The sequence below is a fragment of the Pseudoalteromonas sp. bablab_jr010 genome (assembly GCF_016464105.1).
In the GTDB taxonomy this organism is placed as follows: domain Bacteria; phylum Pseudomonadota; class Gammaproteobacteria; order Enterobacterales; family Alteromonadaceae; genus Pseudoalteromonas; species Pseudoalteromonas simplex.
The window spans coordinates 1-24,661 of sequence record NZ_JACDWV010000167.1 but is presented as its reverse complement, the minus strand read 5'-3'; the positions used below and the strand labels follow the sequence as shown (position 1 = coordinate 24,661).

The following is a 24,661-nucleotide window of genomic DNA, read 5'->3' as shown; positions in this document are numbered from 1 at the left end:
AGTATAATAGCCGCACTTTTTATTCGTATTTATAAGAACTATGGTCAGACTTCAGTTGAGTCTCGCAGATGAAATCTTTATTTTGCATTTAAACGGCTCACAGTTAATTCAGCTTTTTCATCAACAACAAGCAATTGCCTTCGATAATCCAGAGCCAAAACTTTATGAGTTTGATTTTCAGGGGCAGCGTATTGGCCTTGATACCAGTAAAGTGCACGAAAAAAGCTTAGTGGTTTTTGTTAATCAGCAGCAGGTAAGTCAACTTGCTTTACCTGAGTTGCAAGAAGCCGAACCAAAACGCGGCATTATTGGTTTGCTGGCATTAGGTTTTAAATTATTCAAAAGTGCAAAAGTCGTGAAAGCTGCGTTAGCGGGTGCTTCGGTGGCTGGCTACGCTTGGCTATTTTCCATTGAATTTGCCTTAATGTTAATCGCTTGCTTGGTTGTGCATGAATACGGTCATGTGCGCGCAATGAAATATTTTGGCATTAAAACGAAAGGTATTTACCTTATTCCCTTTGTCGGTGGTTTGGCTGTTTCTGATGATAAAATTACCACTCGATGGCAAGATGTGGTGATCTCACTCATGGGGCCCGCTTTTGGCTTAATTACCTCAGTGCTAGGAGTGGTGCTTTACTACGCCACTGAAATGGAAATATTCGCCGGTGTGGCGGTACTCAGTGCACTGTTAAACCTATTTAACTTGTTACCTGTTCTGCCCTTGGATGGTGGCCATGTACTTAAAAGCATTAGTTTTTCGATGCGTTCATGGATAGGCCTAAGTGTATGTTTATTAGGTGTGTTATTTGGCTTGTGGCTGAGTTACACCTTTGGCTTGATGCTACTGGTGTTTTTCTTATTTGTAGGGGCACTTGAGATTATCTTTGAGTGGCGCGGGCGTCACTACTCACACCTCATTCCTCTTGATACTTACGGGCAAGGTTTTTCAGCAGTAATGTACGCACTGGTTGTTGCAGGTCACGTTGCTGTGATGATGCACTTTGCCGACTCACAAAGCCCAATCCTAAGCTTACCAATGAAGATCTTAGCAAGTTAACTCGTATTGCCAGATATTAGGAAGTGTCTTTATCACTTCCTAATTTGGTGTTAAGGATAAAAACTCAGCATTAACGATATAAACACGCCGGTGATGATAAGCTGTACAAGGCAAAAGCCCATGATGTCTTTTGCTTTTAAGCCGGCAATAGCAAGTACGGGGAGTGCCCAGAACGGCTGAATAAGGTTAGTCCAAGCATCGCCCCATGCGACAGCCATAGCAACCCGTGGCATATCCGCGCCAAGTGTTTGTGCTGCAGGAATGACAATCGGCGCTTGCACCGCCCATTGGCCGCCGCCTGATGGCACAAATATATTCACAAACCCTGCACTTAAAAAGCTCCAAAATGGCAGTGTTTCGGCTGTTGCAATGGCAATAAACCCTTCAGATATTTGTTGAGCAAGTCCCGTTTTTACCATAATCGCCATGATCCCGGCATAAAATGGAAATTGAATCACAATGCCAGCGCCACTAGGGATTGCTTGCTGTAAGCTGCTAAGTAAATTATGCGGTGTTTGATGCAGTAAAATTGCGCTAAATAAGAAAATTGCGATCACGCTATTTAAGTTTAAGCCGCCTCCGTTTAACACAAAATAATAAAATAAATAGGCAAGACCAACGGCACCTACTCCCATACCAAGCAAACGACTATGTTCTATGACTTCGGCAGGGCGGGTGGGTGTTGCTATTTGCTGCGTTTCATCATCAAGCTTTGCGGGGTCAACATAAACACTATCTTTTTCGCTTGGCAGCATATAGCGATTTACCAACGGCATGATAATAAACAAGCCCACAACAATAGCGATATTAAATGCCGAAAAAATTGTGTTTTCGGTACCTATCACCCCAATGCTTTGCTGTGCAAAGTGGCCATCGGTTGCGATGGTCAGCGGCACTGAACCGGCTAAGCCAGCATGCCAAACAATAAAACCTGAATAGGCACTGGCTACTAACAAACGGTAATCAACGCGGGTTTGTTTCGCAATTGCTTTGGCGAACAAAGCGCCAATAACTAAACCGAAGCCCCAATTTAGCCAGCTAGCCAATAATGACACGAGCGTAACGAGTATAATCGCTTTGGCAGAGCTGTTGGCGAAAGTCGCAAGCTTGTTGAGTATGCTGCGCATCACCGGGGTACTCGCTAGCATGTAGCCCGTTAGCAGCACCAGCAACATTTGCATGGCGAATTGTAGCAGGTTCCAAAAACCACCACCCCAAGCCGCGAGCACTTGCGTGGGCGTTGATGGCGTAAAGAGGCTCGCAACGATAAAGCTCAGCAAAGTGAGTAATATAACAAATACAAATGGGTCGGGTAGATAACGCTCTACTAGATTAGTGAATGGTTTAGCAACGCGATTTAGCATGGTTTTTATTGTTGTCGTCGAATCGATAGTGCCAATAAATCATGAATAACGATGATTGGCAAATTGCGACGTCGTTGCTTGAGCTTATGCCTTCAAAAACAAATGCTAAAATTAATTACTGTGAATCTTGCTCAAGCACCGCTTTTAAGCGAGCCTGAACTTCTTCGACTAGCAGTATTGGCTGGAACTTTGATAAAAACGCATTACAACCAACCTTCTCAACCAAAGCTTGATTAAAGCTACCACTCAAAGATGTGTTAAGCACGATATATAGGTTTTTCATGCGGCTGTCGTTACGAATTTCGTGTGTTAAGCGGTAGCCATCCATTGCCGGCATTTCTGCATCGGTGATCACCATGAGTAATTCTTTCTCAACATCTTTGCCTTGATCAGCCCAGCCTTTTAACATTTCGAGTGCTTCAAGTCCGTTACGAGCAGGTATGATTTCGATGCCAAGTTGCGACAAGGTATCGCTTACTTGTTTACGAGCCGTTGGCGAATCATCGGCATGAAGAATTTTGCGGCCTGCAAATTCATTCACGATACTTTTATCAAGAATGTCATTAGATATTTGTACTTCATACTCAACGATTTCGGCGAGCACTTTTTCTACATCGATAATTTCAACTAGATGTTCTTGGCCATCGCGTTTTACTTTCGTTAAGGCTGTTAGGTAGTGATTTTTACCAATTGCGGTTGGCGGTGGCATGATATCTGACCATGTCATATTAATGATCTGATCAACTTTACCAATTAAAAAGCCTTGCACAGTGCGGTTGTATTCAGTGATAACTAGGTTTGTATCTTCGATGTTTTTAGCTTCAGGCATATTAATCGCCTTGCGTAAGTCAATAACCGGAATTGATTCACCGCGTATATTGACTACCCCCGATACTTTTGGGTGCGCATGAGGGATCTTGCTAATTGGTGGCAGCTTTACTACTTCTTTAACTTTAAACACATTTAGAGCAAATAAGTGACGGCTGTGAAGGTAAAATAGCAAAAGCTCTAAGCGGTTTTCACCGACCAGTTGCGTACGCTTATCAACAGAAGCAAGAACACCTGACATATTTCACCCTAAACACCTAATACAGAGATAGTATAGTCTACTATTATTTTTCATCGACATGTATGTTCAATTTAGCGCCTGTTGCTAAATATCCTGCATTACAGTACCGTATCGATAATTTCCCCCACGATAAATTGCAAGGATCATGCACTATTTTTTTAATCGAATAGTAGTTCTTATTCGCAGCCATATTGATCAAGTAAGTTGGCAGGCTGTGGTGCTTACCACGCTTTTGCATATGCTACTAATTTGGTGGCTGCTTATGCTTGCAGGAGAGCAAGCTCTTACACCTCTTGGCACTTATTTTTATTATTATGTAGTAACTACGTCAACAGTTGGCTATGGCGACTTTAGTGCGAGCACTGAGCTTGGCCGTTGGATTGTCGCATTACTGCAAATACCTTTTGGTTTAGCATTATTTGGCGTTCTGTTAGGAAAAACAGGGCAAACAGTAACTTATTTAATTAGGCGCGCTATGACGGGTGATAAAAGCTTCGCACATATAAACAATCACATTATTATCTTTGGTTGGCATGATACACGTACTAAGAAGATGGTCGATTATATCTTGGCCGATCATAAACGTTTAGATCGTCGTATTTTATTGGCCGTTACGGAGCAAATGGAGCATCCATTTTTAGCAAACCCGATGGTTGATTTTGCACGCTTAACTAGCTTTACTGACCTAGATGAGTTGAACCGAATTGCGATTGGCCGGGCCGATAAAATTATTATTGATGGCCAAGATGATGACCAAACGTTTACAACGGCATTACGTATTAGCAAGTTGGTAAATGAACAGTGCCACATTAGTGCGCACTTTACTGATGAAACTAAAATCGAAATGCTACATGAGCATTGCCACAATGTAGAATGTAGCAGTGCTAAATCAGCCGAGATATTAGTGCGTTCAATGCAAGACCCGGGTTCAAGTCGCGTGCAAGAAGAGTTACTATCGACATTGCACGGTGATACTCAATTTAGTTTACCAATTCCAAAAGGCGTGCAAGCAATGGAATTTGGCAAACTGTTTCATCACTTTAAATATAGTCACGATGCTATATTACTGGGTGTCGCACATAATTTGAGTGCAAAAAATATGGACTTAAACCCGCCGCTTGATTACGTGGTGAGTGAGAGAGATATTTTGCATTATATCGCTGCTGAACGAGTTTTGAGCGACGAAGTTGATTGGTCAGCGTTGGTATAGTACCAATCCGCAATAATACTTTTAATTAAGTGAATTGGTGTATATGAATGAAGTTGTGTTTTTAATTATCGTACTCAGTGCCTACATTTTACCTGTGGTCATTGTGCTCAATAGTAAACGCACGCAAGGCCACGAAAAGAATGCTTGGTTAATCGGTATCATCTTCTTTTCGTGGTTAGCTTTAGTAATGTACTTAACAATCATCCCTAAACACGGGCGAGTCAAAAAGCACCGTAAAGTAAAACCCAAGAGCTAGAGCCTTTTACTAGTGGCAACTTACGGTTTTTTTATTTCCCCAACGCTTTATCTAGTTCTTCTCTTAAGCGTGGACCTTTTAGGTTTTCAGCCATGATTTCGGCGGCTTTTGCATTACTGCTATTCTCAAGGGTGGTAATTCGTTCTGCTAAATCACTGGCATAACTATTGTTGCCGTCTCTTGTTGCACGGAAAAATTGGCCGATGAGGGCTGTGGCAGAAATATTGCGAACATAATCATTATCGTCTGTTTGTAACAGCTTTTGAAAATGCTCAGCGAGCTTAGGCGAGACGTTATTTTGGCGAGATAAATTCTCTAAAGTACTGACACGAATCTTAGGGTCATTAGTGTATTCGCTAATGCTTATCATGGCATCGATAACAGCATTTTCTTGGCTTTCATCTAAGTCGCGTCTGAGCATGCTTAAGGTCATTTTTAGTTGCCCGTAGGCTGCTAAGCGCTCATTTTCGGACTTACTTAAATTGAGTAAGGTAGCAAGTGCTTCATTTATTGAGCTGTCGGCATATTGTGGGTCTGCTTTGATGCGTTCGCGGTAGTCATCAGGTAAATTTCCTAGCCAACCCAATGCTGGGTTCCTTTTTTCTATCTCAGCTCGTCGCTCACTTTCTTGCTGTGCCATTGCTTGTTTTACCAATGAGGTCAGTCGCTCTTGGTCAAGAGTGTGGGTTTGATTTTCAAGCTCGTGAATGCGTGTTTCGAGATCTAAAATATAGCCATGTAAGGCAACTAGGTTTTCTCTGTCTTGCTCTGGAATGGTTAACTCTTTTAAGTTAGGTTTTGCCTGCTGTATAACTACAGGCTTGTCAGTCGAGTTTACTTTTGTATAGCTATAAATTGATAAGCCCAGTGCAATGCTTGCAAATGCCAGCGCAGTACTCCCTTGCCAAGTCGACATATCACATCATCCAAGTTGCTTTGTAATATCTGCAGATTAAAACAAGCTATTTGTATTATCAATTACTTATGATGATAAAAACAAAAAGCGCAGCTAGTTAGCTGCGCTTTTAAATAGAGTTTATGTCGATTAATGGGCTTTTGCGTATGCTTCAGCTTGTTGCCATACACGTAGCATATTGCCACTTAAAATCTTTTTGATGTCTTTATTGCTATAGCCGCGGTCCATTAGACCTTGCACTAGGTTAGGATAGCTAGATACATCTTTTAAGCCAGTAGGTAGAGAGTCGCCTACACCATCGTAATCAGAGCCAATACCCACATAATCGATGCCAATTAGCTCAACTACATGGTCAATGTGATCAAGTACTTGTTCTAAGCTTGCAAATGGAAACGGGTTTTTAGCGCGATAAGCAGCATCAAAATCTTTGCCTAGCTTAGTACCGTCTTTTTTCTTTTCAGCCTTTGCTGATTTAAGTTGATCGTACCAAGAGCCAGCCTTTGCCGTAACAAAGCTTGAACCGAAGTTAATTTGAATAACACCACCGTTCTTTTTTAGTGCTAACAGCATGTCGTCATTCATATTACGCTCAAAGCCAGGGGTGTATTTACGCAGTGATGAGTGTGAAGCAATCACGGGTACTTTCGAAATTTCCATCACTTGGTAAAACGCATCATCAGAAATATGTGATACATCAACCAGCATACCAATGTTGTTCATTTCTTTTACCAGCTCTTTACCGAATGGGCTCAGGCCTTTCCACTTACGACGAATATCATAAGATGAATCAGAAATGTGGTTACTCTGCGAGTGAGCGAGCGTAATGTAACGTACGCCACGCTCATAAAAATGCTTAAGGTTTTTAATGTCGCCTTCGATAGGTGAGCCGTTTTCCATACCCATAGCAATCGACATTTTGCCTTGTTTAAACTGCTCTATAATATCGGCAGTCGAGTCTGCAATGGCGAACTTATCTGGCGCGCGTTGTACAATCGCTTCCATAGAGTCGATTAACTGATTTGCTAATTGGTAGCTTTTACCTTTGCCTTCAAATTCTAGGTTTGCAGGAATGTAAATTGACATGAAAGGAGCGTTCAAACCACCTTGCACAGCACGCGGATAATCAAAATCACCGTCGCTTGTAGCTTTGGCTACGTCAGCCCACTTGTTATGAATACGGTAAGGCACATCGATATGGGTATCGATTAAAATAGTGTCTTTTGCCAGTTTAATGGCTTTATCTGATGCAGTAACCTGATCTGCATTTGCTTGACCAATTAAGGCCAAAGAAACAGCGGCAACCAGTGAGCTTAGTTTTTTCATTTTTTAATGGCTCTTTAAGTTAAAAAGCCATTGTGAAGGGTTACAGTATAACTTACAAGTTTAGTCGTTAAACGACGCTTGGTACTCTGGATCTGCTTGTAGAGCAATGAATTCAGCTTTAGATATAATTGTCACTGACTCATGTAACTCAGAAAAAAACACCATGGCTTCACCATTTTTAAGCTGTTGATGAACCTGCGCTACTTTGCTTTCAATGCTAAATTCTTGTTCGCCGTAATCAGTGCCTTCACGTAAAACATAACTTTCGATTAAATTATACAGAGTCTCTTTATCGAGGCGTTCGTGGGGAATGATCATAACTGCTCTTTTTTAACTAATTGTTGAAAATACTCAGGAACAATTCGTTCAAGCCAATATTCGGGCTTAAAAGGGTTTTTACCGCTAATAAATCCGACATGGCCCCCTTGTTCTGAGATGCGCAGCGTAACATGTTCACTCACATCTAAGCTATCTGGCACGGCTTTTATTGATAACATTGGGTCATCTTTGGCGTGCACAATCAGCGTAGGTGTTGCAATGCTTTTTAAAAATGGTTTTGCACTCGCTTGCTGATAGTAATCTTCAGCACCGGCAAAGCCATGCAATGGTGCCGTGAGCATATTATCGAATTGCCATAAGTCATCAATCGCCATCAGTTTTTCTGGCGTTAGGCTAATTTGCTGTTCGATTTGTGGCAGCTTTCTTTGCATCGATTTTTTCATTCGATCGAGCAAATATTTTTGATAAATCTTACCTAAGCTTTTACGAATAACTTCGCACGATGATGACAAGTCAAATGGTGCCGAAACAACGGCTGCGCCAGTTAAGTTCGATTTAGTACCATGCTCACCTAAATATTTTGCTAGTACATTACCACCTAGTGAAAAGCCCACGGCAAATAACGGGCGTTTTGGGAATTTACTCTTAAGGTGATTGATGAAAAAGCGCAGGTCTTCTGTTTCGCCGCTGTGATAAGCACGTGCTAAACGGTTAACTTCGCGCGAGCAGTTTCGAAAATGCATTAAAACTACAGCAAAGCCTTGTTGCTTAAGTTTTTTCATCATGCCTTTAGCATAAAAGCTATTTATATTGCCTTCTAAACCATGCAATACAATAGCGAGGGGGGCTTGCTCATTATGAGGTGTTGCCCAAGCCAGTTCTAAAAAGTCACCATCAGGGGTATCGATAGTCGATAAGTCATACCGGGTATTATGAAAAGGGCGAAAAAAGCGCGGCATTATGGTTTGTAAATGGCGATTGCGCATCCACCACGCAGGCTTAAATTCAGGTAACATAGCTGACACTTTCGAAACAAAATAAGCACCTATTGTAGCAAGTTTTTGCTTTTTGAGAACAGCAACAAGATTTTAGCTATACACAAATAAAAAGCCCCTAAACAATAAATTGGATAGGGGCTTTGTGCGTCGTGCTTAATTCTTACTTAGGAACTTCTGCGTCATGTACTTTTTTAATGAAGTAACCAACATAGAAAAGGCATAAAACGATAACAACTGCCAAAATGCCGAATGACATAAATAAAACTGGGTCGCTAAAAAAATCTCTAAAGAATACGTTCATGGTTGTGCCTCCTAATGTCTATGGGTTAATCATAGGCTGGCTTGAGGACGGCAGATATGATCCAGATCAAGCTATTTTCCTGATGCTAAATAAGGCGATTTAATTGTTGATTTGGATCAAGTTTATTAGGGGAGTTCGGAGCTTTTAGCTATAAGTTTTAAGCAGATAGAAAGGGGCCTTTACTGAGGGCAGTTCAATTAAGATTGCTACCGACTAGATTTTACTGCTTGTCGCTTAAATAAAGCCTTACATTTTCAGCCTGTTTATGGAGGGTGAATATCATGGTATTTGCTGCGTTTATCAGTAATTGTTGCTGCTTTTTTTCTAGCTTTAATTCTGCGCTAAGTAGCTCTTTGCGAATGGTAGGGTAGTCTGAAACCTCGTTTTGAATGGTTTTAAGGTAGGCGCGTGTGGCTCGTAGGGGCTGTAAAGCCTGTTGGTCAAATTCGGCAATGCACGACTCAAGCTCACTCAGTTGAGAGGGTGTTACAGCCAGCTCTAACGAATCAAGATAATAAAGAAGCAGGCAAAGGTTAACATTTTTGCTTTGCTGGTCTTGATAGCCTAGTAGCTTGGTTTGCATGCCGTCTTTGCTGTAAAGCTTGCATGCAAACTGCCAAAACTGTTCGCTGTTAAGCGGTTTCATCGGCAAAGGCCTGCTCTTTTTCTTCAAGCTCTTCAAGTGCCATGAGCAGCTCTTCTTCAACGTCATTAAGCTTGGGTGTTAAACTTGCTTGCTTAGCGAGTAGCTCTGTCAGTTTGGCTTTATTTTCATCACTATATAAATCATTATCGGCAAGTGCGTTTTCGATTTCACCAAGCTCAGTAGAGTACTTATCAAGTTGCTTTTCAAGCTTTTCGATTTGCTTTTTCAACGGCTGCACTGACTTTCTGAACTCAGCTTCTAAGCGCTTTTGCTCTTTGCGGTTAACGCTTGAATGGGCTTTAGGGGTATTGTCTTCAGGGCTTTTAGCAGCTTCTTTATTGGCATTGAGTAGCCATTGGTAATAGGCATCAAGGTCATAACCAAATTGTGTTACTTCGCCGTTATCAACAAGGTAATACTCATCAGCGGTATTTTTAAGCATGTGACGGTCGTGCGATACGGTCACCATAGCACCTTCGAAGCCTTGTAGCGCCATTACTAAGGCATGACGCATTTCTAAGTCTAGGTGGTTGGTTGGCTCATCCAGTAACAGTAGGTTTGGCTTTTGGTACACCAGCATTGCTAGCACTAAACGGGCTTTTTCACCGCCAGAAAATGGCGCAACTGGCTCAAGTGCTTTATCGCCAAAGAATGCAAAACCGCCTAAAAAGTCACGCAATGATTGCTCAGGAGCTTGCGGATTTAAACGTTGTAAATGGGTCACTGCACTGGCTTTTAAATCAAGTGACTCAAGTTGATGCTGCGCAAAGTAACCAATATTTAAGCCCTGATGCTGAAATACTTCACCTGCTTGAGGTTGTAAATCGCCAGCTAATAATTTAATCAGTGTTGACTTACCCGCACCATTTCGGCCAAGCAGCGCAATACGGCTACCCGGCACAAGGTTTAGCTTGATGCTATGCAAAATGGTGGTGTCGCCATAGCCTGCTTTGGCTTGGTCAAGAGTCATTAACGGGTTTGGCAGCGCTGTTGGCTCCGCAAATTCAAAATCAAAGGGTGAGTCAACATGGGCTGGGGCTAACTTTTCCATACGCTCTAGGGCTTTTACGCGGCTTTGTGCTTGCTTAGCTTTACTGGCTTTTGCTTTGAAGCGCGTAATGAATTTTTCTAGGTGAGCAATTTGTTCTTGTTGCTTTTCGAACATCGCTTGTTGCTGTAATAAGCGCTCTGCTTTTTGGCGTTCGAATTGCGAGTAATTGCCTTTATAAACATTTATTTTTTGTGCGTCTATGTGCCAAATTTGGTCAACAACGGCATCTAAGAATTCTCGGTCATGGGAAATAAGCACTAGAGTGCCTGTGTAGGCGCGTAAAAAGCGCTCTAACCAGTAAACGGCATCGAGATCTAAGTGGTTGGTTGGCTCATCTAGCAGTAATAAATCAGCATCACGAATAAGTGCTTGTGCTAAGTTTAAGCGCATACGCCAGCCACCTGAAAAGGCGCTCACTGGGTTGTCAATTTGCTCATTACTAAAACCTAAACCGTGTAATAGCTCACCTGCTTTTGCTTCAATGCTATAGCCTTGAATATGTTCTAGGCCAATATGTGCTTTTGCCTGCGCATCGCCGTCGTTATTTTGCTCGGCTTCGCGTAGTGCAATTCTTAGCGCGTAATATTCAGGGTGACCTTGTAATACATAATCCAGAGCGCTGATTTCGAGCGCGGGAGTTTCTTGTTTTACAGAGGCAATTGACCAGTCTTTAGGAATTTGGCATTCACCGGCATCGAGTTGCAATTCAGACTTTAATAGCGCGAACAGCGTTGATTTACCACAGCCATTAGCGCCAACAAGGCCGACTTTATGCTCTGGGAATAAGGTTGCAGAAGCCCCTTTTAGTAAGGCGTTACCACCACGTAGAAGTTCGATGTCTGAAATTTGGATCATGAATGTTTACTTGCACAGCACTGATTAAATTGCCGCTATCATAACACGGATCACATTAGCCTTCGCAATCGTATCAAACAGAGAATTATTAGGCTAAAATAGCCGCCTACATGCCACGGGAGATCATCTATGAGACAAAGAAAACGCTTTATTGCTGGCGCATCATGCCCTGAGTGTAAGGCCATGGATACCATGATGCTTTATAAAGAACATGATGTGGAAAAAGTGGAGTGCGTACAGTGTGGCCACAAAATGACGCAACCAGAGCAGGCTGTTCAGGCCTCAACACGCCAATTTGAGCAAGTGATTGGTGTATTTAAGCCGGGCGATTAATTCCCGGCTCTATCATTACTAAATTAATAGTGCGGCGGTGGCGGCTCTTGCATTTGTGACATTAAAGATGGCTGCTGCGCTTCTTTAATCTTTTCTGCAAGTAACTCTGTCTGGCGCTTCATTTTAGCCAGCTGCTGTTGGTGCGCTTTAAGCTCATCGTTTAATATTTCAATTGTTTCATCTTGAAAAGCGACTTTCGCTTCAAGTTCCATTAGACGATCTTCAATTGTATTCATTTGATTCTCTTAGATTAAAACTTTCAGCGAATCCGCTGGAGCTTTCGGTTAATAACGCTTGGTTGTTATCAGTAAACGCAACATCTAACACCACGGCTGATTTCGGGCGGCTTCCTTCTCGAGGAATCACTTGCCACGTTTGTAATTTTTTACCTGACTCTAGTTGCCATAAATCAACCAATCGATTGGGTGAACCTGTGGCAATTAAATTGCCTTCATCGTTAAAACGGACGGCGGTAAAAATTTTCTGACGCGCAATATACGCCAGTTTGCTAACAAGATCACCTGTAGTCAGTTGCCATACATTTGCTTGCTTCATACTGTCTGCGGTAAATGCATAACGACCTTGTGGATCAAGGGCGACTTGAGTAACGCGACTTGGGTGATTAAAGCGATGGATCACTTGCCCTGTGCGAGTGTCCCAAAAGTAAGCAACATAGTCATTTGAGCCGCTAATGGCGTAGTGACCGTTAGGTGAAAGGTCAACAACATTGACTTTTTCTTGGTGGCCAAGGAACTCTATGCGCCTGCCACTCTCTAAGTCGAGGTAAACGACTACACCGTCGGCGCGACCATATAATACACTGCGCCCTTGGTTACTTATCGCGATATCTCTAATTGTTGAGGCGTGTATTTTGTAATAACCCGTGTTGTTGCCCGTGGCAATGTTCCACACTGCAAAGGTGGACTTCTCAGCGGTAACTGCATGGCTGTTGTCGTACGAGATAGCAACAGTATGGACGAGACTATCTTGGGCTTGTTGTTGAAACCATTGGTATTTTAATACCTGCTGTTGATTATCCCACAATGCAACCCCATGGTGTATTGATGAGATTAAGCTGTATTTACCATCGTGCGACAGCGCGGAGGCGAAGGCACCTTTAGCCGCATGCTCATAGCGTGCAGTTGATTGCTCATGTTGCTCAGAGCACGCTACAACTAAGCAAAGGCTGAGCAGATACAAAAAAGTACGAAATATCGACATATTACGAGTATTTCCCCTTAACTCTTAGTGATTGAGAGGTTAGACTAGGTCTCGTTGAAGACCTAGGTTGTTAGTCTAATCGCTGATCATGCATTGGCATGACGTTAGTTATTAGACAAGCAGCCTACCATGTAGGTCGTTAATCTTTAACTAGTAATAATACAATAATTGACAACTGCAAAGTGTGTCGGAGATATAAAATGAAAAAGACGATTAAATTGTCATTGATTGCAGCGTCAGTTTTAGCGCTTACAGCTTGTAATCAGGAAGCAAAAAAAGAACAGCAAGTTGAAGTTAAACTAGAGACTGAAGCTCAACAACAAGCATACGGTATTGGTGCATCTGTTGGTAACTTCTTAAACCAAGACCTTGCTGATAAAAAAGCGCTAGGTGTTGAATTAGACGAAGCACTTCTTAAGCGTGGTTTTGAAGACGCACTAGCGGGTAACGCTAAACTTGATGACGAAAAAATTCGTGAAGTGTTAACTGCACTTGACCAAAGCATTCGCACTAAACAACAAGAAAAAGCGAAAGTAGAATCTGAAAAGAGCAAAGCTGAAGGCGAAAAATACCTAGCTGAAAACGCGAAAAAAGAAGGCGTTACAGTAACTGAGTCTGGCCTACAGTACGAAGTGATCACTGAAGGTGAAGGCGAAAAGCCAGTAGCAACTGATGTTGTTAAAGTTCACTACAAAGGCACTTTATTAGACGGTACTGAGTTCGATAGCTCTTACTCACGTAATGAACCAACTACTTTCCCACTTAACCGTGTGATCCCAGGTTGGACTGAAGGTTTACAACTAATGCCAGTTGGCTCTAAGTACAAGTTCACTATTCCATCTGAACTTGCATACGGTGAGCGTGATCTTGGTAAGATCCCAGCAAACTCAACGCTTGTTTTCGAAGTAGAATTACTTGAAATCCAAAGCGATGACAAAGCTGTACCAGCTGAGTAATATTTAACTCAATAAAAAAGGGCTGAAAAGCCCTTTTTTTATGCGCAAATTTCATTAACTAAATGCCGTTTCTTTCATTTTCAATGTGCCACTATCTGCATCAAGCTCAACCACAGTGCCAACAGGCAAGATAAATTGGCGCTTAATATGGCCAATCATAGCCCCACGATAGGCAGGAATTTCCAGCGGTTTTATATAATCTGCAAAAATATCGTCAAGGGTTAATGAGCCATAACCACGGCCTGGCTTACAGTCATTACAATCGCCAAATACAAAGCCTGCAATTTTATCAAGTGCGCCCATAAGTTTTAGTGTGCTCATCATCCTGTCAATTCTATACGGTGCTTCGTCGATATCTTCTAAAAATAAAATTGCGCCATTAAAGTCAGGTAAATAATTCGAGCCTGCAAGGGCTGTCAGTACCGTTAAATTACCGCCGATTAATCGTCCAGAGGTTTTACCTGATGTAATCGTTTGGGTCAGGTACTGAGTGTTAACAAGCTCATCATCGGCTTTTGGTAAGTTTTGGAAATGCATCAACTTACGCGCTTCGAACATGCTCTTAAATTGCGCGACATGAAACGGGTTCCAGTCACTTGATGCATTTGGACCATGAAAGCTGATTAACCCAGCTTGAGAGAGTAGTGCATTGTGTAGAGCGGTAATGTCCGAATAGCCCATCAGAGGTTTTGGGTTGTTACGGATCATCGCGTAGTCAAGCAAAGGTAAAATACGGGCAGCGCCTGAACCGCCACGTAAACACAAAATGGCATCAACCTCTTTGTCGTTGAATAAACTATTTAAGTCGCTAGCTCGCATTGCATCAGTGCCAGCTAAATGACCGCGTCTAGCTAGAATGTTTGGTGCAAGCTTAGCCTTGTAACCCAGTGCCTCTATAACGCCTTGTGCTAATAAAATATCAGCGTGCGCAGCAGTGGCAGCTGAAGGGCTACATATCCCAATTGTGCCGCCTGTAGGAAGAGCTTTTGGCTTAATTAATGTTTGGGTGCTAGCACTCTGCGCCGCCATTAAAGGAGCTGATGTCAGACTTGCGCCTGCGGCAAGAATTGAAAGTGACTTTAAAAATGACCGTTTATTCATAGCGAGCCTCATGTTTTTATAGTATGAGTATCGCATTGAAGAAAATATTTCAAATATTTGTTACGAAATGGAATAGATGATTCTTTTTAGGCAGGCAAAAAGGTGTTTTTCAGCAGAGAGTGTTTCTCTGCTGTGTAACTAAGCTGTTAGCTGGTGTGATTAGAATAAAGGTTATCGATTAACTCATCTTCTAGCTCAAAGCGTAACTCAAGCGCTTCACCTAATGTTGATAAATCTTTATCAAACTCATCAAGCAAGTCATCTTTGTCAACTTCTGCGTATTTGTCGTTAAAGTCGAGTGCCACATCTGTGGTTTCAGAAATGCGTGGGTATAAGGCATTAGCCAGCTTTTGGCTTTCAGGGCCTTTTTCTTCACACGCTTTGGCAATGTCGTCGTAAATTTCGAAATGGCCAGCAGAAAGGTAATCCATCAGAATTTGGCAAAAGTTTTGAATTTGCAGCTGATCAGGAAGGGCGTGATCTTTCTTTTCGTACGGTGAAAAGCCTGCAATACGGCAGAACAACACAAGCAGCTCTTGACGTTCTGTGAGCCATTTGTCGATTACAGAGTGACTACCACCCCACTTTTGTTGAGCTTTTTCCAAACGCGTCAGCATATTTCATCTCCTCGCTGAGTAGGTTTTCCTTTGTATATATAAAAAGGAAATATGACACAAAGATCAACTAAATTCTTAGTGTCTAATTGCAACAGATTGTAAAAGTCATTCTAAAGGCATAGTTTTCAGCATTGAATAAGCTAAAAAATTCCTTGTTTTTTAGAGTGGACTTTTTTTGCTCTCATTGCAGTGTATGGGAATTGATTCAAAACTACTAGTATTAATTTTGCGATTTTTATCTAAGCGGATGAGTTGTAATTTGCTGATTTAGAAAAGAAAAAACCACCAAAATTGGTGGTTTAATTCTTTTTCTAAGACTTGTTAAAACAAGCGTTCTTATTATTATGGGAAGATTGTTGTTCTTATTGTTATAAGATTTTTATTATTGTTTTTGTTAACGCGGGATAAGTTATACCAAGCTTTTTTGTATGTTGCAAATTTATTAATGAAAAGTTTTAAATTTATTTTGTTTTCGCTCAAAAAACACACTATAGGCGTAGGTTGGCTTAAAAAACATGATCTATATCTAGCCTTGATTATCTATCCATAGTGAGACGCGCAATATGGTGATACAATCTGCTCAATTTCATTCAGTTCTAGGATTCTATACGCATGAGCGAATTAAAAAACGATCGTTATTTACGTGCACTACAAAAGCAACCTGTTGATGTCACACCGGTATGGATGATGCGCCAAGCTGGCCGTTATTTACCTGAATACCGTGCTACACGTGCCCAAGCAGGCGACTTTATGAGTTTATGTAAAAACGCTGAACTTGCTTGTGAAGTAACGTTACAGCCATTACGTCGTTATCCGCTTGATGCTGCAATTCTATTCAGTGATATTTTAACTATTCCTGATGCTATGGGCTTAGGTCTTTACTTTGAAACAGGTGAAGGTCCAAAATTTGAACGTCCGATTTCTTCATTAGCAGATGTTAAAAAAATCCCAAATATCGATCCAACTGATGAGCTTGGTTATGTGATGAATGCGGTAAGTACGATTCGTCGCGAATTAAAAGGTGAAGTACCGCTAATTGGTTTCTCTGGTTCACCTTGGACACTTGCCACTTACATGGTTGAAGGTGGTAGCAGCAAAACATTCGGTAAAATCAAGAAAATGGCCTTTGCAGATCCACAAACACTGCACCTATTACTTGATAAATTAGCTGACTCAGTAATCGACTATTTAAACGCGCAAGTTAAAGCGGGTGCGCAATCGTTAATGGTATTTGACTCATGGGGCGGTGTATTAAGCCCACGTGACTACAATGAGTTTTCATTACAATACATGCACAAGATTGTTGATGGCTTAATTCGCGAATACGATGGCCGTAAAGTGCCAGTGACGTTATTTACTAAAAATGGTGGTCAGTGGATTGAAGCAATTGCAGCAACAGGCTGTGATGCAGTAGGTCTAGACTGGACTATTAACATTGGTGATGCAAAGCGTCGTGTTGGCGATAAAGTGGCGCTGCAAGGTAACATGGACCCAGCAATGCTGCATGGCACGCCTGAGCGTATTCGCCAAGAAGTTGCTACTATCCTAGAAGACTTTGGTACAGGCTCTGGCCATGTATTTAACCTAGGTCACGGTATTACACCAGATGTAGACCCAGAAAACGCAGGTGTATTTATCAACGCTGTTCATGAATTCAGTGGTAAATACCACAAATAAGCAAAAGCTAATCGTAAAAAAGCCCGCATTAATCGGGCTTTTTTATTTACTTAAACAAACGATTTAAACCATTTAATGCAGCTACGCGATAGGCTTCAGCCATAGTCGGGTAGTTGAACGTGGTATTTACAAAGTAATCAATGTTATTACCGCCGTTCTTTTGTTCCATAATCGCTTGACCGATGTGAACGATTTCAGAGGCACGCTCACCGAAGCAGTGCACACCCAGTACTTCTTTGGTATCAACATGGAATAAAATCTTTAGGCTACCCACCTCAGTGCCTGCAATTTGCGCACGCGCTAAATGCTTAAATTGAGCACGGCCTACCTCGTAAGGGACTTTTGCAGCTGTTAACTCTTGCTCGGTTTTACCCACTGAGCTCATTTCAGGGATTGTATAAATACCTGCTGGAATATCAATGATCAGCTTTTCATCGCAATTACCACTTGCAATCGCATCGGCTGCAATACGGCCTTGGTCAAATGCTGCACTGGCAAGGCTTGGGTAACCAATGACATCACCCACAGCATAAATGTTGTCGACTTCTGTTTGGTATGTTTCGTTCACCTTAAGCTGGCCACGACCATCCGCTTTTAGGCCAACAGCTTCAAGGTTTAATGTGTCTGTGTTACCGGTACGGCCATTGGCAAATAAAATACAGTCAGCTTTTACGCGCTTGCCTGATTTCAAGTGCATTACCACACAGTCATCACGGGTTTCTACACGATCAAACTCTTCATTATGACGAATAACAATACCGCTATTCCAAAAGTGATAGCTCAGAGCATCTGAAATTTCCGCATCCATAAAGGCAAGTAGGCGGTCACGGGTATTCACTAGGTCAACCTTGGCGCCTAAACCTTTAAAAATAGAGGCATACTCACAACCAATTACACCTGCACCATAAATCAGCACACGATGAGGGTCATCTTCAAGGCCTAAAATGGTATCGCTGTCGTAAATACGTGGATGTTTAAAGTCTACACCTGGTGGACGGTAAGGGCGCGAGCCAGTAGCAATAACGATTGTTTGTGCGGTGATTGTTTCAAATGAACCGTCTAGGTGCGTTACTTTAATGGTGTGTTTATCAATAAACTCAGCATCACCTTGATACATATGAATGCGGTTACGCTCATAAAAGCTGCTACGTAAATTAGATTGCTTTGAAATGACGTTACTTGCGTGGCGCAAAATATCGGGGAAAGTTAAGCGGTTAGGGCGCTCACTAATATTAAATAGCGGGTTTGCTTTATATTCAATATAACGACTTACAGAGTGACGTAATGCTTTTGAAGGGATAGTACCCCAGTGCACACAACCGCCGCCTACCGCTTCTTGACGTTCAATAACAGCGACTCTTTTGTTGCTTTTAGATAGGTTCATGGCGGTACCTTCACCGCCAGGACCTGTACCTATGATGATTGCATCATATTGATAAGATGGAGTATCTTTTTGCTTTACTTGTTGTTTGGCCACAGCCGCTCCTATGTTAACTAAAAGAGGCTTTTAACAACCTCGCATTTAGTGCAAGCCAAGCCTGCTTTTGGTTTTCCCAAGCGGCTTCAAGCTCGTGATATTGTGTCATTAATGCTGATTTTTCACACTGTTTCATCATTTTATTGCGTTTGATTTCTAACACGCGTTTTTGCAAGGCACAGAAGTGTTGCAGTTTTTTCAGCAGTAAATCGTACTCAGATTGTAATAATGTAAGCTTATCTTGCGCTAAAGGCAATTTTGCAAGGCGACCTTGAGTCTTATTCATCAAGGTTTCTGCCTTGGCTTTTTCGATTCGCTCAATCGGTGTGCGCTTTAATTTTGAAGCAAGACCGATTGCCGCTAAAGAGCGGATCATCCACTTAGTTGGATCATAGTGATACCACTTAATGCCATTGCGATAGTCGCTAGCAAAAATATGGTGGAAGTTATGATAGCCTTCACCGTATGTGAATAGCGCTAAAAAGCCATTATCACGGGCGGTGTTTTTTTCTGTGTACGGACGTGAACCCCAGATATGCGCCAGCGAGTTGATAAAAAAGGTAAAATGTTGGCTCAATACCAAGCGCAGTAAACCAACCAGTAATAACATGCCCCATACATCGCCAAGCATTAAGCCAAGTAGTAAAGGAATACCAAAATTAGTCGCGACGACTAACTTCATATAGTGACGGTGTTGCCACATAACGACTTTGTTTTTTTGTAAGTCTCGGCAGTTACTGTAGTTACCGTATTGTTCGCCTTGATAATCGCGCAGCATCCAACCAATGTGGCTATACCAAAAGCCATTAGTAGCGGCGTAAGGGTCTTTGATTGGATCATCAACTTGACCATGGTGAATACGGTGATCGCTACTCCAGTGCAAGGCACTATTTTGTAATGCAAAAGCACCACCTAAGGCAAAAATTACTTCAATAACAGGATGCACATCATAGGCTTTGTGTGCCCACAAGCGGTGATAACCTGCAGTAATAGAAAGTCCGGCGTAGAACATACAGCCAACAAAGGCTATCCACTGTGTACTGGTGTATCCGTAGCTAAAGCCATACCAAGGAACAAGGGTGATCGCGGCCAAAAATGTAAGGCTAAAAAATAGCACATTGGTCCAAATAATCGGTGGTTTTTTCATCTGAATAAATCTCGGCGTACAGTTGTACGCTAAAATAGTGTTTCATTCTCTCCGCGTCAAGTATTAGACTAGCTCATTAACCGAAAAATCATTAAAAGTTCACGCTGGGAGTTTCCATGTCGGGTGTTAGAGCGCAACAGAAACAAAAAACACGACAAGCACTAATCGAGGCTGCATTCAATCAATTGAGTGCCGATCATAGTTTTTCTAATTTAAGCTTACGTGAAGTTGCCCGTGAAGCAGGGATTGCCCCCACCTCTTTTTACCGCCACTTTAAAGACATGAATGAGCTTGGTTTGACCATGGTTGATGAAGCTGGTTTAACACTGCGTCAACTTATGCGCCAAGCGCGTCGCCGTATTGAGAGCGGCGGTAGTGTGATCACGACATCAATCGTGACCTTTATGGAGTTCATCGATAACTCGAGCAACCAATTTAGATTGTTATTGCGTGAGCGCTCAGGAACTTCAAAAGCATTTCGTGCTGCGGTTGCTCGTGAAATTAAACATTTCATTTTAGAGCTTGCGCATTACCTTGAAAGCGAAACTCCGTGCGACCCAACTCATGCATATATTCAAGCCGAAGCCATGGTGACTTTAGTATTTAACGCCGGTGCCGAAGCCCTCGATATTGAAGGGACACAACGCGAAGAACTGGTTGAACGCTTGATCTGGCAATTACGTTATATTGCTCGCGGTGCCACTTTGTATGGTCGTGATAGTAAAGGTAGTGTAGAAAAAACAGCCTAAAGCATGGTAGATTTTTGTTCCCATTTTGTGTATCGTTTTTTGTTTAAATCAGTAACTGAATTCTAAATAGTCAGTTACGCCACAAAATGAATAAATAGCGAGGACGCACATGCTCACCAAGGATCCGGTGAATAATACTCATGCCCATTTTTTAGAACAGAGTGAAGAAACAACGGTAAAAAATAGCCCAAGCTTTCGAGAGCTGAGCCGCAGTTTGTTATACTCGTTACCGAAACATGTGCAAAAGAAAATTCAAGATAACTTGTTTGGCGTATTAGACGCTCATCAGGTCTCACAATTTCGAGATGACAAACGCTGCCAGTTTTGGATTAACCAAAATGGTTGGAAGCGAGTTCCTTACAGTCAGTTTCGCCATGTTTATAGCCGAATTGCGCTATACCCAAAAAGCGCTACTATTTCAAAGAACCATAGCTCAGAGGCTGATAGCAATGCAACATCAGCTGATTTAAGAGATCAACAAGCTAGGCTATTACAAAGCAATGGCTTTGAGGGACAACCCAACAGGATAGATCAACACATAACTTATACTCGTCGTGTTATCCGCCCAACTGCAACTCAGCAATTTCAACCTACGTTAGCTCTTTATAAGCCTGTTGCAAATAGTAAGGTAGAGTTAAAAGCATCTCACCAAGTTCGGCAAAATTTCACAACTCATGTGCTCCAAGCATCTGAAACGGTAGAAATGTTAGCTCAACAATATACAGGCTATAAAAATGCGAACCTTATTTATGATTACAATTTGGGGTTTAGTCGTGCTAAGCCCGCACCGGTAGGTACTGGATTGATAGTTCCCAATGGTTGGAAATTAAATATAGAAGGCTCCTGCAGTAATTGCCGCAATATAGATATAGTTTGGCAAGGGCCTACAAATGGTCAAATTACATTGCAATTAGAAAAAAAACGCCCAGATGAAATATCGTTTTGGCAGCATTATTTTGTTGTGAAGCCAGGTGTTTATGCTGTCACTGTGACTGCGTCAGGTCTTGTGGAAACCACCTCTTTTACAGTGCTTCAACCAACACAAGAATATGAAATTGAGTTGCTTGATCAAGCTGGTAACCCACAGGCAAACATGGGCTATAAAATTCGCTTGCGTAATGGGCATGTAGTCAGTGGAGTATTAGATAGTAAGGGTTATGCCCACGTATCAGGCCCTGACTTTGAAAACGCTAAAATAAGCTTTCATGAGTTAGATGACAAAGACTGGCAGGTGGCCAGCCCTTCCCGTAATGAATAAATTTATAAGGATATAATTTATGACCTTACAACATACTGTGTCGCAAGGCGAAACCTTGCTACGCATTGCTCGTCAATATGGGTTTAGAACCTCTAATGGTCTTTACTTGCATCCGCTTAATGCTGAGTTTCGTTCTTTAAGGCCTCATCCTAACCAAATTTACCCCGGCGACGTAATTGCTATTCCAGCAAAAGTTGAAAAATTCATGCCACTGAAAACAGATAGTAAAAACTCTTTTATGGTGCGTGATGAAAAAGAATTCTTTCGTTTAAAACTAGCTTACGAAAATGGCGAGCAAATTACGGGAAAGCGCATTGTACTGAATATCGCAGGGCAAACAATTGATACCGTCATAGCAGAAGATGGTTTAATTGAAGTAGAGCTCACCGAAAATGAAACGCTTACAGGGCAAGTAGATTTATATCTCAATGACGAAGACACCACACCAACAAAGAGTTTTGCTATTCAAGTAGGGCACTTAGACCCTATTGAAACCTTGTCAGGAGTGCAAGGGCGTTGCAATTTACTTGGATTTGATTGTGGCAAGGTTGATGGAATTAATGGATCAAAAACACAAACAGGTGTTAAAGCTTTTCAGCTTGCGCAGCAGTTGCAAGTTGATGGCATAGCAGGGCCAATTACTAAACGTCGTCTTGTTGACGTATACGGAGCATAAGTAATGAGCCAAGCAATGCCAATGGCAGTAAATCTTGTTAATACACTTGTTATTAATACCGGTGCGGGTGCAACCACAAAGCATATTATTGTAAAAGTACTGGGCGATGTTGATGTAGAAATACAGCTATTTTCACAAGGCAACAAGGCCGTAGTTGAAAAACAAGCAGCGCAGCACTACCGTTTTAATAACCTGTCGCAAGATACACCTTATACACTCAAAGCAATTGTTGCTGGTAAGGCCGAGTTTACTCTTGTTAATGAGCAGCAATTTGCAGACTATTTTAATTCAAACACGGTAAAGTCATTTAATATTGGCAGTAAGGGCGGCCCGCAACTACTTCAGCATAAAATTTTACCTAAAGGCCATGTAGAACTCACCTTACTTGCCGAACCGCCTTGCTTTGGGGTGTTTTTTGATGGCACAGGTAATAACCGTTTTAACGACATACAAGACTCAACAGACAGCAAGGAGCCCACGAATGTTGTTAAGTTGTTTGAGTTATATCCGATTAAGACTTTTCAAAATAGGCATTATGAAGAAGGAATTGGCACTGAAGCGAATAAAAGTGATTCAACACTAGATATGGGATTGGCGTTTAGCTTTGACGAGCGTATAAAACAAGCATTAATCAGAACTGCCGAGTTTTTCAAAAAATTTGCATACACAAAAACTGGGTTTATAGATGTATTTGGCTTTAGCCGAGGTGCAGCCCAAGCGCGAGCGTTTGTTAATCAGGTCAATGCAATATATCAAGACAAGCCAAATTATTGGGGCGGCATTAAGCCTGTTATTCGTTTTGTGGGCTTATTTGATAGTGTTGCATCTATTGGCGGCGATGGCGATAACAACCACAGCGAATTTTACGCCGATGACGAACTTGACTACCCCATTAACTTAAATTTAGCGAGCAGCAGTGCCGGGTATGTGATGCACTTAGCTGCGTTTGATGAAAAGCGCGATAAATTCCCTCTTAGCTCATTACTCAGTAGTAACAAGCTGCTATCAGAAAACCACAAAGAAATTGAGCTGCCAGGTGTGCACTCAGATATTGGTGGCGGTTACGGCCCCGTTGAAACGAACATTCTTTACCCTCGGCAGTATATTGCGGGCCAAGCTGGTGAGCCAGAGCACGACAAAGAGCTCGTACAGCTTAAACAGTCACTCGAACAAAAATATTATTGGCCAACAATTAATATTCAATTTAAAGCAAGCCGGCCAAGAATAAACCGGCAACCAAAGCGAATTTGGAATAAATCAGAAAATACAATTTACACCAGCTATAGGCCGTATTGGAGCCGTAAATTAAGCAATATTCTGCCGCATTATAGTTTAGCGCTTATGCACGAAACGGCTGTAAATCAAGGGGTGCCGTTGCAAAACCTCGCAGAGCTTGCTATCCGTAAACAAGCTGATGGTCAGGCTTTTCCTTATGTTTTACCAAGCGAGCTTAAATCGCTTGTAGATACAGCGCGCAGTTTTGGCCCGCAAAGTGAAGCCTGGCATGCTTTATACAAAGACTACATTCACCATAGTGTTAAATACGCGGCAACGATTGATGCGATAGCTCACGGCCCCGAAGAAGAAGCCGAATTTACCACCAAAAACCAACAGCGCGAGCTTTTTTATAACCAGCCAAGCCAAGCTGAAACAAGCACACAATGGCAATCACAACTAATAAATGGATACCGATTATGGACAAGTTTATAAAACCACTCATCTCAATTGCATATGCTTTGTTTTTGGCTGGTTGCTCGTCAACGGGAAAAATAGATTACATGGTAGCAGGCGTAGGCACTGAGAATGGGAATGCTATTTGGGGGCGCTCAGTGGTATTTGATGATACATGGGGCATACCATCAGGGGCAATTGAGTGTTGTTATGCTGAGGCTGGCGGTACAGTCAGTTTGTACGACCAAAAGTTCCCCGAAAAAGTGGCGGTTGAATGGCTCGATAAATCAGAAAATAGAATTTATTACGGTGAAGTGGCTATAGATAAGGCAGGGTATAAATTAGCTAAAAATTTACCTACTTATACATGGGTAAGCACAGGAGAGATAGAAACAAATATAACCCCCTACTTGATTATTGGTATGGGAGCAACTGGCGAGATTAAGGTTTGGT

The 24,661-nt window shown here is 42.0% G+C and carries 26 protein-coding genes; 11 read left to right on the top strand and 15 right to left on the bottom strand.

Annotation, left to right across the window (positions count from 1 at the left end):
* The first annotated feature begins 40 nt into the window (after positions 1-40).
* A complete protein-coding gene (locus tag JIG37_RS17805; RefSeq protein ID WP_199529974.1) occupies positions 41-1,057 on the top strand; it encodes a site-2 protease family protein in 1,017 nt (338 codons plus the stop codon).
* 50 nt (positions 1,058-1,107) lie between these two features.
* On the opposite strand, the gene JIG37_RS17800 is transcribed toward JIG37_RS17805, so the two are convergent.
* Both JIG37_RS17800 and JIG37_RS17795 read right to left on the bottom strand, forming a co-directional pair.
* Entirely contained in the window at positions 1,108-2,421 is a 1,314-nt protein-coding gene (locus tag JIG37_RS17800; RefSeq protein ID WP_199529973.1) for a TIGR00366 family protein, read from the bottom strand.
* 115 nt (positions 2,422-2,536) lie between these two features.
* On the bottom strand, positions 2,537-3,490 hold the full coding sequence (locus tag JIG37_RS17795) for a chemotaxis protein CheV (protein WP_054554500.1): 954 nt from the start codon (positions 3,488-3,490) through the stop codon (positions 2,537-2,539).
* Positions 3,491-3,635: 145 nt separating this feature from the next.
* On the opposite strand from JIG37_RS17795, the gene JIG37_RS17790 reads away from it, so the two are divergent.
* Together JIG37_RS17790 and JIG37_RS17785 are read left to right on the top strand one after the other, a co-directional pair.
* A complete protein-coding gene (locus tag JIG37_RS17790) occupies positions 3,636-4,700 on the top strand; it encodes a potassium channel family protein (protein ID WP_199529972.1) in 1,065 nt (354 codons plus the stop codon).
* A 43-nt stretch (positions 4,701-4,743) separates the two neighbouring features.
* Positions 4,744-4,956: a hypothetical protein gene (locus tag JIG37_RS17785; protein ID WP_054554498.1), complete on the top strand. Its 213-nt coding sequence runs from the start codon at positions 4,744-4,746 to the stop codon at positions 4,954-4,956.
* Positions 4,957-4,987: 31 nt separating this feature from the next.
* On the opposite strand, the gene JIG37_RS17780 is transcribed toward JIG37_RS17785, so the two are convergent.
* The 7 genes from JIG37_RS17780 to JIG37_RS17750 form a co-directional block, all read right to left on the bottom strand.
* Positions 4,988-5,872 carry a hypothetical protein gene (locus JIG37_RS17780; RefSeq protein ID WP_199529971.1) on the bottom strand — a complete coding sequence of 295 codons (885 nt, stop codon included), beginning with the start codon at positions 5,870-5,872 and terminating at the stop codon, positions 4,988-4,990.
* A gap of 129 nt (positions 5,873-6,001) precedes the next feature.
* Positions 6,002-7,195 carry a dipeptidase gene (locus tag JIG37_RS17775; protein WP_199529970.1) on the bottom strand — a complete coding sequence of 398 codons (1,194 nt, stop codon included), beginning with the start codon at positions 7,193-7,195 and terminating at the stop codon, positions 6,002-6,004.
* Between the two features lie 60 nt (positions 7,196-7,255).
* Entirely contained in the window at positions 7,256-7,513 is a 258-nt protein-coding gene (locus JIG37_RS17770) for a YheU family protein (RefSeq protein ID WP_054554495.1), read from the bottom strand.
* Entirely contained in the window at positions 7,510-8,490 is a 981-nt protein-coding gene (locus JIG37_RS17765) for a hydrolase (protein WP_054554494.1), read from the bottom strand. The genes JIG37_RS17770 and JIG37_RS17765 overlap by 4 nt, the downstream gene beginning before the upstream one ends.
* A gap of 142 nt (positions 8,491-8,632) precedes the next feature.
* Entirely contained in the window at positions 8,633-8,773 is a 141-nt protein-coding gene (locus JIG37_RS17760; RefSeq protein WP_074989877.1) for a DUF3149 domain-containing protein, read from the bottom strand.
* A 220-nt stretch (positions 8,774-8,993) separates the two neighbouring features.
* A complete protein-coding gene (locus JIG37_RS17755) occupies positions 8,994-9,419 on the bottom strand; it encodes a TIGR02444 family protein (RefSeq protein ID WP_138618474.1) in 426 nt (141 codons plus the stop codon).
* Entirely contained in the window at positions 9,406-11,325 is a 1,920-nt protein-coding gene (locus JIG37_RS17750; RefSeq protein WP_199529969.1) for an ATP-binding cassette domain-containing protein, read from the bottom strand. The genes JIG37_RS17755 and JIG37_RS17750 overlap by 14 nt, the downstream gene beginning before the upstream one ends.
* 129 nt (positions 11,326-11,454) lie before the next feature.
* Here JIG37_RS17750 and JIG37_RS17745 point away from each other — a divergent pair, with 129 nt between their 5' ends.
* The gene (locus JIG37_RS17745) at positions 11,455-11,658 is read left to right on the top strand and encodes a YheV family putative zinc ribbon protein (protein WP_054554491.1); all 204 of its coding nucleotides are present in this window, start codon (positions 11,455-11,457) and stop codon (positions 11,656-11,658) included.
* 23 nt (positions 11,659-11,681) lie between these two features.
* Here the strand turns inward: JIG37_RS17745 and JIG37_RS17740 are convergent, their stop codons facing one another.
* Together JIG37_RS17740 and JIG37_RS17735 are read right to left on the bottom strand one after the other, a co-directional pair.
* On the bottom strand, positions 11,682-11,894 hold the full coding sequence (locus JIG37_RS17740) for a SlyX family protein (protein ID WP_054554490.1): 213 nt from the start codon (positions 11,892-11,894) through the stop codon (positions 11,682-11,684).
* The gene (locus JIG37_RS17735) at positions 11,881-12,879 is read right to left on the bottom strand and encodes a hypothetical protein (protein ID WP_199529968.1); all 999 of its coding nucleotides are present in this window, start codon (positions 12,877-12,879) and stop codon (positions 11,881-11,883) included. The genes JIG37_RS17740 and JIG37_RS17735 overlap by 14 nt, the downstream gene beginning before the upstream one ends.
* A 200-nt stretch (positions 12,880-13,079) precedes the next feature.
* Here JIG37_RS17735 and fkpA point away from each other — a divergent pair, with 200 nt between their 5' ends.
* Positions 13,080-13,835 carry an FKBP-type peptidyl-prolyl cis-trans isomerase gene (gene fkpA / locus JIG37_RS17730; RefSeq protein WP_199529967.1) on the top strand — a complete coding sequence of 252 codons (756 nt, stop codon included), beginning with the start codon at positions 13,080-13,082 and terminating at the stop codon, positions 13,833-13,835.
* Between the two features lie 54 nt (positions 13,836-13,889).
* Here fkpA and JIG37_RS17725 read toward each other — a convergent pair whose 3' ends face one another.
* Positions 13,890-14,936: an LD-carboxypeptidase gene (locus JIG37_RS17725; protein WP_199529966.1), complete on the bottom strand. Its 1,047-nt coding sequence runs from the start codon at positions 14,934-14,936 to the stop codon at positions 13,890-13,892.
* A gap of 146 nt (positions 14,937-15,082) precedes the next feature.
* Positions 15,083-15,553, bottom strand: coding sequence for an Rsd/AlgQ family anti-sigma factor (locus tag JIG37_RS17720; RefSeq protein ID WP_063702523.1), 471 nt, complete (start codon positions 15,551-15,553; stop codon positions 15,083-15,085).
* Positions 15,554-16,165: 612 nt separating this feature from the next.
* On the opposite strand from JIG37_RS17720, the gene hemE reads away from it, so the two are divergent.
* Positions 16,166-17,230, top strand: coding sequence for a uroporphyrinogen decarboxylase (hemE, locus tag JIG37_RS17715; protein WP_054554485.1), 1,065 nt, complete (start codon positions 16,166-16,168; stop codon positions 17,228-17,230).
* Between the two features lie 46 nt (positions 17,231-17,276).
* Here hemE and sthA read toward each other — a convergent pair whose 3' ends face one another.
* A complete protein-coding gene (sthA, locus tag JIG37_RS17710) occupies positions 17,277-18,707 on the bottom strand; it encodes a Si-specific NAD(P)(+) transhydrogenase (protein WP_199529965.1) in 1,431 nt (476 codons plus the stop codon).
* 13 nt (positions 18,708-18,720) lie between these two features.
* Entirely contained in the window at positions 18,721-19,854 is a 1,134-nt protein-coding gene (locus JIG37_RS17705) for a fatty acid desaturase (protein WP_058586121.1), read from the bottom strand.
* 116 nt (positions 19,855-19,970) lie between these two features.
* On the opposite strand from JIG37_RS17705, the gene fabR reads away from it, so the two are divergent.
* From fabR to JIG37_RS17680, 5 genes are all read left to right on the top strand, one after another.
* Positions 19,971-20,603: an HTH-type transcriptional repressor FabR gene (gene fabR / locus JIG37_RS17700; protein WP_054554482.1), complete on the top strand. Its 633-nt coding sequence runs from the start codon at positions 19,971-19,973 to the stop codon at positions 20,601-20,603.
* 109 nt (positions 20,604-20,712) lie between these two features.
* Positions 20,713-21,861 (top strand): hypothetical protein, encoded by a 1,149-nt coding sequence (locus JIG37_RS17695; protein WP_199529964.1) that lies wholly within the window; start codon positions 20,713-20,715, stop codon positions 21,859-21,861.
* Positions 21,862-21,880: 19 nt separating this feature from the next.
* The gene (locus tag JIG37_RS17690; protein ID WP_199529963.1) at positions 21,881-22,537 is read left to right on the top strand and encodes a peptidoglycan-binding protein; all 657 of its coding nucleotides are present in this window, start codon (positions 21,881-21,883) and stop codon (positions 22,535-22,537) included.
* Positions 22,538-22,540: 3 nt separating this feature from the next.
* Positions 22,541-24,247 (top strand): DUF2235 domain-containing protein, encoded by a 1,707-nt coding sequence (locus tag JIG37_RS17685; protein ID WP_199529962.1) that lies wholly within the window; start codon positions 22,541-22,543, stop codon positions 24,245-24,247.
* Positions 24,232-24,661 (top strand): DUF2931 domain-containing protein (locus tag JIG37_RS17680; RefSeq protein WP_199529961.1); only part of this gene is annotated, 430 nt, incomplete at its 3' end. The genes JIG37_RS17685 and JIG37_RS17680, both read left to right, overlap by 16 nt.